Raw genomic sequence first — 16,250 nt, 5'->3', positions numbered from 1 at the left:
TAAACGTTCCCATTCAAGGGAGAACCTACGAATTAGGGGTGCATCTTTCCCGGGCGAATTTGAAATCTCAAGATTATCCCTTGACCCATTAACCTTTCGATCTTTACTCAATTCGCTTTATAACCGGACTATAAATTTAGTTCGCTCACATCTCTTCCTCATGGAACAAACTACCGAAAACGAAGGCCAGGAACGCATGGTCGAAGTCATCAACAAGATGGGTATTCACGCCCGTCCTGCGGCCATGATTGTAAGGGTAGCCAACAAATACGACGCTGAGGTCTATGTTGAAAGAGACGGCGAATTGGTTAACGGCAAAAGTATTATGGGCCTCATGATGCTGGCTGCTGGACAAGGCTCCAAGCTGAAGTTCATTGCCAACGGTTCAGGTGCCGAGCAATTGCTCGACGAAATGGATGCGCTCTTCAAGAGCCAGTTTAACGAAGGCTAAGGCCGCTAAACTAATCCGAAAAATTCCTCCGTATTGCTACGAGAGCAATCGGCAATCTCTATTTCGCTAACCCCGAACATGTCCGCACAGTACTTTGCTGTGAACGCGGTGTAGGCAGGATAACAGGGTTTGCCTCGATGAGGCACGGGTGCCAGGTAAGGAGCATCTGTTTCCACCATGAGCCTATCCAGTCCTTGGGCTAACGCTGCTGCTCTCACGTCATCGGCATTTTTAAAAGTAATAATACCAGTGAAAGACCCTCGGCCTCCGCGCTCGTTCAACGTAGCCATTGCCTCGGCATTTTCAACGAAGCAATGGAATACCACTTTGCTCCAATTTATTGCAGCTGCATCCAACTCTTGGATACAATCTTCAAAAGCACCACGGGAATGAATAACCACCGGGCAATCGAATTCGCGCACCAACTCGAGTTGGAAACGTAAAGCCGAGACCTGCCACGCCTTCAATTGCTCCGCCTTCTCTTGGTCTTTCTTCGGTAAGTGAAAGTAATCCAATCCAATCTCTCCGAGAGCCACGGGGCGGTAGCTGTCTTTTTCAAAATAGGGACGTAGTTGCTCTACTTGCTTTTCCCAATCCTCTTCCACATGGCAGGGATGAAGACCCACAGTATAGTCGATTAAGCCACGGTGTTCTTGATTCAACTGGGCATACAAAGGCCAGTCTTCATCTGAGGTCCCAACCGTTATCATACGATTCACGCCAGCTTCCTGAGCCTGGTCGATAACTGCCGGAAGCTTCCCTTTATGGTAAAACCGGTCCAGGTGACAATGACTGTCGATGATTGAAAATTCCTTAGACATGAAGGCGAGGACGCTGGTCAAACGAACTGGAAAGATCAATGACGAAGCGAAGTGAAAGGCAAAGAAACGATGAACGACTAAGGGTCCACAATCACATTTCATAGCGCTCAACAAAGAAGCTTGAAAAAGGGTTGGCAAAATTCTTTGACCTCCCAGAACAAAGCCCTCTTATTAGCGCCTTTCGCTTTTTATCACCACTATGGAAAACGTCATCATTGTTGGAACCGGCTGCGCCGGATTAACCGCGGCTATTTACACTGGCAGAGCAAACCTGAACCCTTTGGTAATCGAAGGTAACCAGCCAGGTGGACAGCTTACCACAACCTCGGAAGTGGAAAACTTCCCCGGCTGGCCGGAAGGAATCGATGGTTACTCACTGATGGATAACCTAAGGAAACAAGCCACCCGTTTTGGAACCCGCTTCGAAAACAACCTGATCGATTCAGTCGATTTTTCCGGTGATGTTAAAATCCTGAAGGCAGGCGATAAAACCTATGAAGCGAAGACCGTGATCATTTCAACGGGTGCTTCCCCGCGTTTGCTAGGCCTCGATTCGGAAAAGAAACTTTTCGGAACGGGCGGAGTATCCACATGCGCCACCTGCGATGGAGCCTTCTACCGGGATATGGATGTAGTAGTAGTAGGTGGAGGAGACTCAGCCTGCGAAGAAGCTCTTTTCCTCACACGCTTTGCATCGAAAGTGACCTTAATTCATCGCAGAGACGAGTTAAGGGCCTCCAAGATAATGGCAGACCGAACTCTCGCCAACGAGAAGATCGAGATGTGCTGGGACTCTGGAGTAACTAAGATTGAAGGGGCTGATGACGGAGCTGTTTCCGGTGTTTCAGTAAAAAACCTTAAGACAGGTGAGGAAAAGACCATTCCTTGCAAAGGAGCATTTATCGCAATCGGACACATCCCTAACACTCAGGCATTTGCGGATGCCTTGAAGACGGATGAGAATGGCTACTTCTTAGCTGAACCAGGGAGCCAGATCCGAACCAACGTACCAGGTGTGTATGTGGCAGGGGATTGCGTTGACCATGTATTCCGACAGGCGATCACAGCCGCGGGCATGGGATGTCAGGCCGCGATTGAGGCAGAACGCTGGATGGCTGAACAGGGGTAGTTTCCTGCATGAATAATCCTTGAATAAGGATATTTTCTTTTTTGAGACTTTTTCTCAATTAGGGGTTGCTTTTTAGAATAATTCCAATTCGCTTTTGCTACTTAGTCTCATTATCATGCAAATACCTGAAGAAAATCAACAGACTTTAATCCAAGCATTGGACAAACTAGGCCTCCGCTCTACCCGGCAGCGAGAGGTCGTCTATTCTGTGGTAGGAACGGCAAAAGATCACCCCACGGCGGATGAAATTTTCGCCCGTAGTCGGCAGCAAATGCCCACTATTTCACTCGCTACGGTATATAATTGCCTGGAAACCCTTCTAGAGTGTGAATTGATCCGGCAGGTTAATTTCGAGCGAGAATCAACCCGCTATGAGCCTAACCTAAAGCCACACGCTCACTTTTACTGCGATAAGACGGGAAAAGTAATGGACGTGTATCTTCCAGACGAGTTTTTCAACCGACTCACTGAGCTACTCCCAGAATCCACCTCTGTATCCAGTGTTGAACTAAATTTCCGTGGAAAACTTCCGCAAACAACAGAAGCCCACCAAAACTAAGAGTTTACTATCCATTTTTTGAAACATGAGCGCATTAGAAATTGAAAACCTGAACGTTAGCATCCACGAGAAGCAGATCCTCAATGGATTAAGCCTCTCACTCCCTAAAGGCGAAGTACACGCCATTATGGGTCCTAACGGCACTGGAAAATCAACGCTCGCCAAGGCATTGGCCGGTCATAAGGACTACGAAATCACCGGAGGTTCAGCTACCATGAATGGTGAAGACATCCTGGAACTCGAGATTGACGAAGTGGCTCGTGCGGGGCTTTTCCTAGCCTTCCAATATCCTGTGGAAATTCCCGGTGTGTCTATCGCCAACTTTATTCGCGCTGCTTTAAACTCACGCCAGGAAGAAGATATTGATGCGGTTGCGTATTATAAATCCCTCTACGCGGAAATGGAAAACCTCGGAATTGATCGCAAGTTTACCAGCCGCTCGGTCAACGAAGGCTTCTCGGGTGGAGAAAAGAAGCGTTGCGAAATCTTGCAAATGGCGATGCTGAAGCCGGAGTTCTGTATTCTCGACGAAACCGATTCGGGTCTAGACGTGGATGCACTCAAAGTGGTTGCCGAGGGAGTTAACCAAATGCGAGGTGAAGACCGTGGCATTCTGGTAATCACTCACTACCAGCGCTTACTCAACTACATCGTACCCGACAAGGTCCACATCATGATGGACGGCCGCATCGTTAAGAGCGGCGATAAATCACTCGCACTCGAAGTGGAGGAACGCGGTTACGACTGGATCAAAGAAGAAATCGCAGCAGGCGTATAACACCCAATTAAGATATTTTACCATGAGCACAGAAGCAGCCATCGATATCGATAGAGAAAAAGGCAATTTCAGCTACGATACCAAATACGATTACGACGCGGGCATCGGCCTGACGGAGGATACCGTGAACTACATTACCGACGTCAAAGGGGAAGACGATTGGGTTCGCGCATTCCGGCTGAGGGCATTGGAAGCTTTTAAATCAAAGCCGCTGCCAACTCACTGGGCGACCAAAGACCTCGAGAACATCGACTTCGACAAATTCCGTTACTACCTTTCAAAAGGACAGCAACCGAGTCGCACTTGGGACGATGTGCCCGACGATGTAAAAGAAACCTTCGAACGCCTCGGAATTCCTGAGCAAGAACGCGCATTTCTCGCGGGTGTTGAAGCTCAGTTCGACAGTGAAGCCGCCTATTCACGGATGAAGGATGACCTCGCGAAAGAAGGTGTAATCTTTGTCGGATCCACAGAAGGACTGAAGGAGCACCCAGAGATTTTCCGGAAATTCTTCGGAAAAGTGATCCCCACCGGAGACAATAAATTCAGTGCGCTAAACAGTGCGGTGTTCTCAGGAGGTAGTTTCATCTACGTGCCACCAGGTGTTAAGGTAAAGCAACCTCTGCAGGCATACTTCCGCATCAACGCCGAAAACTTTGGCCAGTTCGAGCGCACACTGATTATTGCCGACGAAGGTGCTGAAGTGACTTACATGGAAGGCTGTACGGCCCCCAAGTTTGAAACCACCACCCTACACTCTGCGGTTGTGGAACTCGTAGCTCTCAAAGGTGCGAAGATCCAATACATCACGGTACAAAACTGGAGTGCTAATGTTTTCAACTTGGTAACCAAGCGCGGTCTGGCTGAAGAAGATGCCGAGATCAAATGGATCGATTGTAATATCGGTTCACGCCTGACCATGAAGTACCCTGGAGTGATCCTTAAAGGCCGAGGTGCACGGGGCGAGGTGCTATCAATCGCTTTAGCTGGCGACGGTCAGCACCAGGACACGGGAGCCAAAATGATCCATATGGCTGATGATACCACCAGTAACATTATCGCCAAAAGTATTTCGATTGGAGAAGGACAATCTACCTATCGTGGGCAGGTTCACATTCCCAAGCACCTCAAAGGCTGCCGCAACAATACGGAATGTGATGCGCTCCTGATCAACACCAACAGCCGAACGGATACCTATCCTGCGATTACTGTGCGAGGCGACGACAACTCCGTTCAACACGAAGCCAGTGTCTCGAAAGTGAATGCGGAGCAGATTTTTTATCTCATGCAACGTGGCCTGAACGAAGGTGAAGCTATGAGTTTAGCGGTCAATGGATTCGTCAACGACTTGGTGAAACAATTCCCCATGGAGTATAGCGTCGAACTCAAGCGGCTTATCGATATGGAGATGGAAGGATCCGTCGGGTAACCACCCCATTGAAACATAGAGACGATGCAATCCATGATCACAGCACAAAGTGACTCTGAATTTTTATCAGAAGCGGTATTTGACCATTTCCTGAATCGCCATTCTGAACTGCCCCAGTGGCTGGTTAAGCAAAAGCAAAATAGCTGGGCCGATTACCTGGCCTTGCCTGCTCCCAATCGAAAAATGGAGACATGGCGTTTTGCCAATGTGAAAGGACTCGGCGTTGAAGGCTTTCGCCTGGCACCGAGCTTGAGCGAAGAAGAGTGGCAATCGCTCATTGAGAACTCACAGAACGTAAAGGAAACTTCAGGTAAATTGATTTTCGGAAACGATGACCTGGTAGCGGAGGAAGCGTTATCGGAGGAACTCAGCGCCAAAGGTGTAATTTTTGAACCGCTGGAACGGGCGTTTTCCAAACACCCTGAGATTCTGGAAGAATTTTTCATGGCTCAGGAATCAGCCTTGGGATCCGAAAAGTTTGCCGCGCTTCACACTGCGTTAAACCGAAATGGAACCCTTCTGTTTGTGCCAGCCAACGTGGAAATCGAGCTCCCATTAGTCAGCTACCATTGGGCCCATGGCGGAGAATCAGCGGTATTCCCACACACACTCGTGATCGCTAAGGACAACAGTAAGGTCACTTTCGTTGATATCTACGGATCCAGTGATAAGGAATCTGCACAGCTGGCCTGCGGTGTAAGCACCCTTTACGCCGGTCCAGGAGCCAATGTGGAATATCACTACGTGCAAAATTGGGATGAAGCATCTCTTTCTTTCAACCGGCTTACCACGGTGGCGGAACGCGATTCCAACATCACTGCCTATGGGCTGAATCTGGGAAGTAAACATGCACGGAATGAAGGGCACACTGTAATCGAAGGAGCGGGAAGCAACGCCGAAATCCTTTCACTGACGGTAGCACACCAAGAGCAGGAGATCGATCAACGAACCCTCCAATCGCACAACGCACCCAACTCCCGTTCGAATCTGCTTTTCAAAAACGCACTGCAGGATACTTCGAAAACCATTTTCTCAGGACTCATCAAAGTGGCCGAAGAAGCCCAGTTAACGGATGCTTATCAAACCAATCGCAACTTGCTGCTAAGCCCAACTGCAGAAGCCAACTCGCTTCCAGGTTTGGAAATCTTGGCCAACGATGTGAAGTGCAGCCATGGAGCCACCACTGGCCAAATCGACGAGAATGAACTCTTCTATCTGCTAGCACGCGGCATCGATAAGCCTACTGCCCAAAAGCTCCTGGTATTCGGATTTTTTGAAGAAATCTTAGAAAAGATAACCAATGAAGAGCTGGCCAATTACCATCGCGAATTGGTTCACCAAAAGTTTGTAACTGCTTGATTCACCATGCCAGAACAAATCGTACTCAATCGCGACGTCGAAGCCCGAGTTATTCCAGAGGGTAACTTACTGACGCTTCCATCAGGAACGTCAGTGACCATCACGCAGCAACTGGGAGGCACCTTTACGGTAGTTTCTCAGTTTGGCATGAGTCGAATTGCCGGAGCCGATGCAGATTCGCTAGGATTGGAAGTTCCCGAAGAAGCACAGGAAAAGATAAAGGAAGCAGCCGAAGCAGGACCTCTGGAAGAAGATTCCATCTGGGAACAATTGAAAACGGTCTTTGATCCGGAAATCCCGGTGAACATTGTAGATCTTGGCCTCGTTTATTCCTGTGATTCAGATGAACAGGCCGATGGCACACATATGGTAGATGTGAAAATGACCCTCACCGCACCTGGCTGCGGGATGGGACCGGTCATTGCAGATGATGCACGCAGCAAGATTATGTCTCTGCCTGGTGTCTCTGAAGCCACTGTTGATATCGTGTGGGACCCGCCCTGGAATCAGGATATGATTTCCGAAGAGGGTAAGATGGTCCTCGGCCTGGTCTAAGAGAATCACATATTTGAAAACCGCGTCTGTCGATTGACTTTCTTATTACAGCTATTTCTGTTTATACAGAAATAGCTGTAATCCATAAGAAAAAGGAAATCAAAATGAATACAACAGCCATAATAACCTACATTCTGTATATTCTTATTAGCGTGGGCCTCACCTACTGGGTTGGTAAAACGCTGCACACCAATGGGAGGGTCTTCATAGTTGAATCTTTCAAAGGAAACGAACAAATGGCCGATTCAGTGAATCATCTGCTCTTGGTAGGGTTTTATTTGATCAACTTTGGATTTGTGAGCCTTTTCCTGCGGTTCGGGGCAAAACCCACAGGCACGGTGGACGGCATAGAATACGTAGCTACAAAAGTGGGAGTCGTTCTACTGGTTCTTGGAGCCATGCACTTCTTCAACATGTTTAATATCGCAAAGATGCGAAAAAAGGCGAAAAACAAGGTACCTCCTCCGGTGCCAGCGTGATTCTTAGCCATATTTACCTCGATTGAGTCGGCAATAGTCGAGTCCATCGTCATTTTATAGAAATAGGTGCATGAAATAAAACTGGAGATTCCACTGGAAGTTTCGCAAATAGCGGTTTTCATTCCTACCTATGTCTGAAGAACAGGATTCAAAAAACCCAGCTCCACTATCTGAAGCGGTACAGAAGAAATTTTTAGAAGAACGCAAAGTCTTCCTCTGGACGGACGTGAATGAGAAGTCCGCACGGGAAGTCACAGAAAAGCTGCTTTACCTCGAATGGAGCGATCCAGGAAAGGAAATCACTTTCTATATTAATACACCGGGTGGAAGCATCACAGCTGGCATGGCGATCTATGACACCATGAAGCTCATTACTTCACCCATTACCGTCGTGGTAACAGCATTGGCGGCAAGTATGGGTTCAATTCTTTTGAGCGGTGCTCCTAAGGGTAAACGTCTGCTTTACCCACATGCGCGGGTATTGATCCACCAACCCTTGATCCAAGGTCGCTTCCAGGGTCCAGCAGTAGATATCAATATCCAAGCCCAGGAAATGGAGCGCACCCGTGAGGAGTTGAACAAAATTCTCGCTGAGGCATCTGGCCAAAGCTTGGAGAAGATCACCGAAGACACGGATCGCGATTTCTACATGAATGCGCAGGAAGCCATCGAGTATGGCCTGGCTGACGCAATTGTAGAAAACGTCTAGTTCTAAGTTCTTATTTTTTTTCTGAAGGCATTAGTGCTTCCAGCTGAGATCGCCACAAGGCTGCCTGGTCTGGAAGCTCATACTCACTTGCAAATTCCAAAGCGCGATTGAGGAGAAGCTTCTGTGCCTCGGAAGATACCTTCATATGGCTGAGTAGTTCTTCGAGGATCGAAATCGCTTCTTCATCCTTACCCAACCGAAGATAGGCCTCGGCCATGGAAACTAGAACACCCCACTGTGAAGGAGCATCAGCTGGGGGATGCATGGATGAAGCAAGGGACTGATAGGCTTTCTCCTCATTCCCTTGTTCAAGAAAGTGATCACATAGCCACAATCCTGTTGAAAAGTGGTGGGTACGCTCATGTTCAGATACCACTGCTTTGTATGCGGTGGCATTTCCCGCAATTTGGGCAATCTGACTCATCCGAATAACATCGTACTCGTTCTTGGACGACGATATCGTTAATTCAATCGGAGGCTGATAAAGCGGATCACCCACATATAAACTTACCCAACTGAGTCCAGGATGGGAGTATAGTGAGGCTTGTCCTAAGGATAGTCCCTTGAACAACGCTTCCATGATCAAGTGAGGATGGTGTGAAAAATATAGATACGGTTCGGAGGTATTCCCAAACGTACCCGTTACTCCTCGAGTGATCAATGGAGCCACCCAGCCTTTCCGTCCATCACGCAACGAGGCAGCGGAATAACTATGGATGTGTAATGCGATTGCTCCGTTCGGGAAGGAGAATTGGTAGTTAGTGAAAGGGCCATCCACACTTCCGGAGTACCAACCAAAGTAAAGTAGAGGCTCATCAAAACGATCTATGCGGTTGAAGCGTCCATTCTCGCGATGGCTTTCCACATCAAAGCCATTTTTCTCCAGCGAAGCTACCAACTTCTCAAACCAATCGTTCCCCATCTTATGAGGCCCAGTGAGATCTAAATACGCTCGTCCAGCAATCCCTTCTGATTCTGCCTTGAGAGCACGGTCGACCAAAGATCTGGCTAATTCGTAGTTAGGCCCATCGAGGCGTCCAACAACCAGGGGGTTTACATCGAAAAGATTGCGAGACTCCGTTCGTCGAAACATGGGGTTGGGGTAAAAAGCATCGATATTGGCTTTGGGTAGTGAGAGCAACGCCAACTCGGAATCTACAGAGGCTCGATTTGTGTAGAAAGGTTTTCGATCCTCCGAATAAGTGTCTTCAGGAGGCATTTTGGTCGGATCGAAATCAATCTTTAGAGGCACCCCTTTGCAGATCACCAATGCATCTACACTGTGGCTATTAACAATCGTTACATTTCTGCCCAGTTCATCTTTTCTATCAGAGGTAAAACCCTCGAACCAGCCCACCTCAATTAACCAGGAGATCATTGGATTATACAAGCGGGTTAAATAATCATCCCAACTGATATTTTCTTCAGCAGGCAGTGGCAGATGAATAATGTTTTCGATAGGGACTTCTCTCTTCAGCGCATAATAATAGCCCAAGTCTATCGATTCGTCATCCGACTCGTTTACTAAAATGATGACATTGGAGGGATTGATCGCCCCCTCTAAAGAACCAGCCAGCCAAAAGGCCACCAGAACCCATGCCAGTTTCTTCATCCCCCTTGAAATACTAATTTTGCGGCCCTAATTCCAACCCATACGGCTAATAGGCACACGACGATTGAAAGGAGAATATTGATAAAGGCTCCCGCCAGGTTTCCTGACTCCAGCTGCGTAATCGTCTGAAGTCCAAAAGTAGAAAACGTAGTGAAGCCTCCACAAAACCCAATGACTACAAATCCACGAGTATGGTGAGCCCAATCAACCGTCGCAGATTCATGACCGATCACAATGCCGATGAGGAGACAGCCTGCCGCGTTGGCAACAAAAGTAGCCCATGGAAAATCGGAGGTGATGCTATAAGACAAAACCGCGCGCATTATAGAACCAAGTGCACCGCCTAAACCGATCCAGAATAAGGCTAGTAAACTCATGATTAAGCGTCCGGGTTCGAGATTAGTTGAAGCGTCTTATGGTAGGTCCCGATTCCGTCCGCAATAGCTTCTGCTAAACGAATCCGGTGATTAATGGTTTTAATTTTCCTGGCTTCTTCGTAATGACTGAAGAAACCGCCTTCAACTAGAAATCCCGGACACTGCAAATCGAGCATCATCGAAAAGCGTGCCTTTTTGATCCCTCGATCTACTCCCCCCATGGTTTTGATGAGCTGCCGCTGAACATAAAATGAAGAAAGCGTACTCCACGGGTCATAACGATTGGTGGGAAATGCTTTGCGATCTTCATCCACCAAACGACTGCGAGCCGTCGAGGGCTGATTTTGTGGCGTAAAGGTATAGGTCTCGATTCCTTTTACCGAGCGTGAGCCTACGGAATTAAAATGCAGACAAACAAATAGATCTGCTTTGTAGCGATTGGCGATCATGGGCCTGTTCCCATTCTCGACTGTCTGGTCCTTATTTCGCGTAAGAAAAACCCTGTAACCACGGGATTCGAGAACCGACTTCAAGCGCTGTGCCAGGTCAAGAGTCAGTTCCTTTTCGATCATACCCAGGTTCTTATTGATCGCACCCGGGTTTTTACCGCCATGCCCCGGATCGATGACAATCGTTTTTAACCTAGGTACGCTCGTAAAGACTTGTGGGGTCAGCAAAGGCTTGAGGGCTTTGTCGAAATCGTGGGCAGACAAGTATAGTCTGCCGCGATGATAGGCCACCGCATATCCCAGGTAGACCTTATAGTTGTTGAGCAGCATCAACCGGCTATCCTTCTTGAAACGGACACGTGTCCACCGGCTCGAGAGTACTCCTTCTTCCACGTTTTTCGAAACATTGAGTTTCATACCCAGCTGCCCAGCAATTTTACCCAGATCGATATAGGCAGTCCCAACTAGCGTAACATCTGCACGCGTCGGAGGAGGGTCAGCAAATGTAGTCGGAGCGAGCCAAACAAAAAAACAAGCAACGGATATAAAGGCCGTTAATCCGCATGACTTCCGATTGGCTGCGTTCATGGGGGGACTTTTTAGACAGAAATCAGCTGACTTCTTCCGGTTCCGATTCTTGGTCGTGCGGCTGATTAAACTTATACACGCGATCCTTTTCGGGCAAAGGAGATAACATAGTACTGATAATCCGGCCAGAAAGGCGGGGTTCCGAGTCACGGTGTCCGATGTGCTCAAGTTCCTTAACCGCGCGATTAACGGTCTCAAAGCCTAAATCCTTATGCTCCATCTCACGACCACGGAACATAAGCGTAAGCTTCACCTTGTTTCCCTTACCCAGGAATTCCTCGGCATGCTTGACCTTGAACATGAAATCGTGGTTTTCGATGCGAACACGAAATTTAACTTCTTTCACCTTTCCGGAAGAGCTTTTCTTTTGTTTGTTCTCCTTTTCCTTCTTGGATTGCTCGTACTGGTACTTTCCGAAATCCAGGATACGACAAACAGGTGGGCGTGCCTTCGGTGAAATTTCCACCAAATCGAGGCCAACTCTCTTTGCGATGGCAAGTGCATCAGCAGGGCTCATGACACCAATTTGTTTGGCATCGGGACCGATAACCCGAATCTCACGAGCACGGATTTTTTCGTTCTTACGAATTCTAGGAACAAAGTTCCTTCTAGGTCGGGGGCCTCTTCTTGGCATTAACAGTAAGCCTTGGTTAAATTAAGCAAGTAGTTGGAAACAACCTCTGAATCTCGAACGCAAACAGACATATTAAACGCCACAGCCATCAGCTGTTTCGGGCGGTTTTGTTTACGACTATTGTTACCATCTTGATTTTAGCTTAATCAATTAGTGATTAAGGTCGCGGATTCAAGCACGTATAAAACAGGCTTTGCAAGCGCATTCAGAAAGAGTCTAGACGCTGAAACTTTCACCACAAGAACAGCTTGAAGTGGCATTAGGGTTTTCAAATTTGAATCCACCGGCCACCAAAGCGTGGGAATAGTCCAGGGAGGTTCCTCTCAAGTAAAGGGCACTTTTTGAATCTACAACTACCTGAGCCCCAAAAGACTCAACCACGATGTCACCTCGCTTGAATGCAGATACAAATTTCAATTTGTAACTGAGCCCATTGCAGCCTCCGCCTGATATCTTCACGCGAAGTATCGTGCTTTCCGACTCATTGGACAGAAGTGCATTGATTTTCTCAGCAGACGATTCGGTAAGCTGGATCAAGCGATCATTACCAAGCCGCACACCTTCTGGAAGCGTATCAATCATTGTGATAGCAGCATTGTAAGCAATTTTCCGGATAATCAAGTGGATTAGGACACTTTCACATCCGAAGCACGGAACTTTACAAGTTTCTGAGCGACTTGCACGGCATGAGCAAAACTCGACGAACTTGCGATACCTTTTCCGGCAATACCATAGCCAGTCCCGTGATCAGGGCTCGTCCTCACGTAAGGCAACCCAAGCGTTAGGTTCACCGCCTGGTCAAATTCCAGGGTCTTTACCGGAATCAAACCCTGGTCGTGATAGAGCGCTACGACCACATCGAAATCCCCTTGCCGAGCTCGCCAGAACACGGTGTCAGCAGGTTGTGCATTTGATACTCCTGGGAATTTATCGCGCAAATCTTCGAGCATGGGGTCAATCCACTCCGCTTCTTCATTACCCAACAATCCATTTTCACCCGCATGCGGGTTAAGGCCACAAACGCCTATTCTGGGAGACTCCACGCCATAGGCTCTAGCGAGATAGTCGGCCTGAGTAACTGCACGAATCAGGTTCACAGGACTTAGCTCATGAAACATATCGTGAAGAGAGACGTGCCAGGTAGCTAACACTACTTTAAGTTCTTTCCCAACAAAGGACATCGATGGGAAACCTCCCCACTGCTCCGAGAAATATTCGGTCTGCCCTGGATGTTCAAATCCGGTAGCTTGCAAATGTTCCTTGCTCACTGGACCGGTAACAGCCCCAGAAAACTTTCCCTGTACTGCACCCAGAGCCGCATTCATTAGCGCATCGCGCGCAATCATACTCCCGCCCTTGTCAGGCTGGCCCGGTGTTGATTCAAAATCAGCGAACCCAAGACCACGACCGGTGTATCCAAGGTCTCGCAATTCGACTATCCAGGATTCAGGTCCAAAAAAGAAAAATTCATCCCGAGCTCCTTCGTAAGTACTTGCCCAATCCAAGATCACCTCGGGACCTACTCCCGCAGGGTCACCACTGGTAATGGCAAGCGGGAGCAACGGATGAGAGCTTTGTTCAGTCATTAGAAAGTCCTTACTTAAACAATTCCAGCTGGGGGTTACCTAGCAGTTCGTAATTTTTTAATATCCGAAGGGTCTGCAAGATGTCCGATTTCTGGTAATTTCGGTTCACTTCCACTTTGGCTAGAATATCCAACAGCATGGAACGAAACGAAATGATCCCATCAACGCCCTTTTCTTGAAGCAGTTGGATACTCTGTTCTCGATAGGGGTTCTCCGTGGGAAGGCCAGGCAACACCAATATTTTCATCATATCGTCTTCGATTTCCTGATCTTGTTTGTTCTTTTTAGATTTATCGATGAATAGATCACTCACCTTCTTAACGACGGTCTTTTCGAGAAATCGAAAGATCTCCGGGCTACTCTTGAGCATCGCAGGCGTAAATTTCAGCGTGTGCCAACCCTTCACCACCACTACGGCCTTGTGAATATATTTAAGTTCGCTGGAAAAAAGCATAAAGTCTGCCTTTCGCGTATTCGGAATGTAGGAGGGGTTGAACACCAATAGATCCACTTCTTCATCTGTAGTCTTTTTTCGAGACTGAACCTGATACTTGCGCAGTTGACGAACCAGAAAGCCATTCTGTTCGAAATACTCGCGGACGATACTCTCATCTACAGAGGACATGAAAAGCAGGGTAATTGGGGATTCACAAAGTTGGCCAACACAAAAACAGGGACTTCTGCGTAGGGAAAATTCCCCTACTCGACCGCTCCATACTTAAGGAGGATCTCGCTGACCATATCCGGGGCTACTTCAGGAATCGTGTATGCTTGACCAATAGATTTCATCCCCACGAAGCGCAAGGTGCCTCGATGCACTTTCTTATCTCGTCGCATGGCATCCATTAAAGCAGCTACTGACATGGGCTCCACGCACCGGGTAGGCAATGAATAGCGCCCCACCAAGGCCGTTACGCGCTTCACATCGCCTTCAGAAATATTTCCAAGCCGCAGAGACAACTCCGCTGCCATGACCAAGCCGAGGCCAATCGCTTCACCATGCATGTATTCACCATAGCCAGCGACATTCTCAACCGCATGGCCAAATGTATGCCCAAGATTGAGCAAAGCACGACCTCCTGAGGAAGCTTGCTCCTTCTCGTCAGCATTTACCACAGCTGCCTTGATCTCGCAGTTACGTCTTATAATACCTGGGAGTTCCGCATGCTCTGCGTGCAATACATCCAGGCTCTCTAGTTGTTCAAACAGTGCGCGATCATTGAGCATGCCATGCTTGATCACTTCAGCCATACCTGAATTGAAATCCCGTTCAGGAAGCGTAGTTAAAAATCCAGTACTCGAAAAGACGCCCTGAGGTTGCCAAAAAGCTCCCACTAAATTCTTGCCCGCGGAAATATTGATACCCGTCTTTCCGCCCACTGAGCTATCGACCATCGAGAGCAAGGTCGTTGGTACCTGATAAAAATCTATTCCTCGAAGATAACTGGCTGCCCCGAATCCACCTAGATCTCCGATGACTCCGCCTCCTACAGCAAAGATACAGCTGCTCCGGTCAAAGGTATTGGCAGCCAAAAAATCAAAGATGGTGCCCAATTCTTGGAGGCTCTTGGTTGTTTCGCCTGCAGGGAGTTTCAGCACAGGACCTAAGGCTTCCAATTTAGAAACGAAACCAGCCTGTTGAGTGGCGAATCCAGCATCCAGGATAAAGGCACATTTGCGATTTTCGCTGATAAGCTTGGAAGCAGTCTCAAGCACACCTGCTTCAACCTCACGCCCTATCCATATTGGATAGCTTCGTTCCCCTAAGTCTACCTCTACTGATGTTTCGTACCAACTCATGCAGGTGTTTCTTCTTCTAAACCAAAAACGGCAGAGACATAATTATCAATGGTGAATGGCTGTAGATCATCCGGTTGTTCACCCAGTCCCACAAAGTAGATAGGGATCTTCAATTCACGGTAAATGCCTACCAGGGCACCTCCACGACTCGTTCCATCGAGCTTGGTGATGATGAGTCCTGTCAAATTAATCGCTTTGTGAAAGGTGCGAGCTTGTTCAATAGAATTGGATCCCAAGCTTCCATCCACCACCAGCCAACGGTGGTGCGGCGCGGCTTCATCATTCTTTTGCAGAACACGAATGATCTTCTCAAGCTCACCCATGAGGTGACTCTTGTTGTGCAGGCGACCCGCGGTATCAATTATTACCAGATTATGGTTCCGGCTCTTGGCGGCTTGATAGGCATCAAATGCAACGGCCGCAGCATCAGCTCCATGCTTACTGGCGATCAAATCAATATCCAGCCGATCCGACCAGGTTTTGATCTGCTCATTGGCAGCAGCGCGAAACGTGTCACAGGCAGCGAGTAAAACCGAGCGCCCGTCGTTCTTATACAAATTACCGAGCTTCGCGGTGGTGGTCGTTTTACCAGATCCATTGACTCCGAGCAGCATTACCACTTCCGGGTTCGGAGCATCTTCTGGATATTGTCCTTCAGCACCCTTTAGCACTCGTCGTAGAACATTGGCGCCGATCTCGGCAGCATCCAATCCACGAAGTTCTTTTTCGGCTTTGAAAGAGGCTTGGATTTCCTCAATGATCTCCTCAGTCGTCTCGACTCCAAAGTCGGCACCGTAAAGGGCTTCCTCCAGGGCTTCGATCGATTCGGCAGATAAATTGCGGCCGCCGAAAATCCCTCCGACTGCTCCGAATAACGATTGAGTCGTGCGGGCAAAACCCGATTTGAATTTCTTAAACAGTCCAAACATGAAAAC

19 protein-coding genes are annotated in these 16,250 nt (G+C 48.2%); 9 read left to right on the top strand and 10 right to left on the bottom strand.

Annotated elements, in window-relative coordinates:
* Positions 1-160 precede the first annotated feature (160 nt).
* The gene (locus GA003_20260) at positions 161-451 is read left to right on the top strand and encodes an HPr family phosphocarrier protein (protein QXD28301.1); all 291 of its coding nucleotides are present in this window, start codon (positions 161-163) and stop codon (positions 449-451) included.
* Between the two features lie 5 nt (positions 452-456).
* Here GA003_20260 and GA003_20255 read toward each other — a convergent pair whose 3' ends face one another.
* On the bottom strand, positions 457-1,272 hold the full coding sequence (locus GA003_20255; protein QXD28300.1) for a TatD family hydrolase: 816 nt from the start codon (positions 1,270-1,272) through the stop codon (positions 457-459).
* Between the two features lie 199 nt (positions 1,273-1,471).
* On the opposite strand from GA003_20255, the gene trxB reads away from it, so the two are divergent.
* The 8 genes from trxB to GA003_20215 all read left to right on the top strand — a co-directional run bounded on the left by trxB (position 1,472) and on the right by GA003_20215 (position 8,269).
* Positions 1,472-2,401, top strand: coding sequence for a thioredoxin-disulfide reductase (gene trxB, locus GA003_20250; protein QXD28299.1), 930 nt, complete (start codon positions 1,472-1,474; stop codon positions 2,399-2,401).
* A 115-nt stretch (positions 2,402-2,516) separates the two neighbouring features.
* On the top strand, positions 2,517-2,960 hold the full coding sequence (locus GA003_20245) for a transcriptional repressor (protein QXD28298.1): 444 nt from the start codon (positions 2,517-2,519) through the stop codon (positions 2,958-2,960).
* Between the two features lie 25 nt (positions 2,961-2,985).
* A complete protein-coding gene (sufC, locus tag GA003_20240) occupies positions 2,986-3,738 on the top strand; it encodes a Fe-S cluster assembly ATPase SufC (GenBank protein ID QXD28297.1) in 753 nt (250 codons plus the stop codon).
* Positions 3,739-3,760: 22 nt separating this feature from the next.
* Entirely contained in the window at positions 3,761-5,167 is a 1,407-nt protein-coding gene (gene sufB, locus GA003_20235) for a Fe-S cluster assembly protein SufB (protein ID QXD28296.1), read from the top strand.
* A gap of 33 nt (positions 5,168-5,200) precedes the next feature.
* Positions 5,201-6,526, top strand: coding sequence for a Fe-S cluster assembly protein SufD (gene sufD / locus GA003_20230; GenBank protein QXD28295.1), 1,326 nt, complete (start codon positions 5,201-5,203; stop codon positions 6,524-6,526).
* 6 nt (positions 6,527-6,532) lie between these two features.
* Positions 6,533-7,081, top strand: coding sequence for a putative Fe-S cluster assembly protein SufT (gene sufT / locus GA003_20225; GenBank protein QXD28294.1), 549 nt, complete (start codon positions 6,533-6,535; stop codon positions 7,079-7,081).
* Positions 7,082-7,185: 104 nt separating this feature from the next.
* Positions 7,186-7,560: a hypothetical protein gene (locus GA003_20220; protein ID QXD28293.1), complete on the top strand. Its 375-nt coding sequence runs from the start codon at positions 7,186-7,188 to the stop codon at positions 7,558-7,560.
* Between the two features lie 130 nt (positions 7,561-7,690).
* Positions 7,691-8,269: an ATP-dependent Clp protease proteolytic subunit gene (locus GA003_20215; GenBank protein QXD28292.1), complete on the top strand. Its 579-nt coding sequence runs from the start codon at positions 7,691-7,693 to the stop codon at positions 8,267-8,269.
* Positions 8,270-8,279: 10 nt separating this feature from the next.
* Here GA003_20215 and GA003_20210 read toward each other — a convergent pair whose 3' ends face one another.
* The 9 genes from GA003_20210 to ftsY all read right to left on the bottom strand — a co-directional run bounded on the left by GA003_20210 (position 8,280) and on the right by ftsY (position 16,244).
* The gene (locus GA003_20210; protein ID QXD28291.1) at positions 8,280-9,881 is read right to left on the bottom strand and encodes a TIGR03790 family protein; all 1,602 of its coding nucleotides are present in this window, start codon (positions 9,879-9,881) and stop codon (positions 8,280-8,282) included.
* Entirely contained in the window at positions 9,878-10,258 is a 381-nt protein-coding gene (gene crcB, locus GA003_20205) for a fluoride efflux transporter CrcB (protein ID QXD28290.1), read from the bottom strand. Before crcB ends, GA003_20210 begins: the two co-directional genes overlap by 4 nt.
* 2 nt (positions 10,259-10,260) lie before the next feature.
* Positions 10,261-11,295: an N-acetylmuramoyl-L-alanine amidase gene (locus tag GA003_20200; protein QXD28289.1), complete on the bottom strand. Its 1,035-nt coding sequence runs from the start codon at positions 11,293-11,295 to the stop codon at positions 10,261-10,263.
* A gap of 22 nt (positions 11,296-11,317) precedes the next feature.
* A complete protein-coding gene (infC, locus tag GA003_20195) occupies positions 11,318-11,929 on the bottom strand; it encodes a translation initiation factor IF-3 (GenBank protein ID QXD28288.1) in 612 nt (203 codons plus the stop codon).
* Between the two features lie 216 nt (positions 11,930-12,145).
* On the bottom strand, positions 12,146-12,511 hold the full coding sequence (locus GA003_20190) for an iron-sulfur cluster assembly accessory protein (GenBank protein ID QXD28287.1): 366 nt from the start codon (positions 12,509-12,511) through the stop codon (positions 12,146-12,148).
* A gap of 44 nt (positions 12,512-12,555) precedes the next feature.
* Entirely contained in the window at positions 12,556-13,515 is a 960-nt protein-coding gene (locus tag GA003_20185) for a 4-hydroxythreonine-4-phosphate dehydrogenase PdxA (GenBank protein ID QXD28286.1), read from the bottom strand.
* A 10-nt stretch (positions 13,516-13,525) separates the two neighbouring features.
* Positions 13,526-14,140: a hypothetical protein gene (locus tag GA003_20180; protein ID QXD28285.1), complete on the bottom strand. Its 615-nt coding sequence runs from the start codon at positions 14,138-14,140 to the stop codon at positions 13,526-13,528.
* 74 nt (positions 14,141-14,214) lie between these two features.
* Positions 14,215-15,315 (bottom strand): 3-dehydroquinate synthase, encoded by a 1,101-nt coding sequence (gene aroB, locus GA003_20175; GenBank protein QXD28284.1) that lies wholly within the window; start codon positions 15,313-15,315, stop codon positions 14,215-14,217.
* Positions 15,312-16,244, bottom strand: coding sequence for a signal recognition particle-docking protein FtsY (ftsY, locus tag GA003_20170; protein QXD28283.1), 933 nt, complete (start codon positions 16,242-16,244; stop codon positions 15,312-15,314). The genes aroB and ftsY overlap by 4 nt, the downstream gene beginning before the upstream one ends.
* Positions 16,245-16,250 lie beyond the last annotated feature (6 nt).

This window comes from Opitutia bacterium ISCC 52 (assembly GCA_014529675.2).
Taxonomy (GTDB): Bacteria; Verrucomicrobiota; Verrucomicrobiia; order Opitutales; family UBA2995; genus UBA2995.
This window is presented reverse-complemented; position numbering and strand designations above follow the sequence as displayed.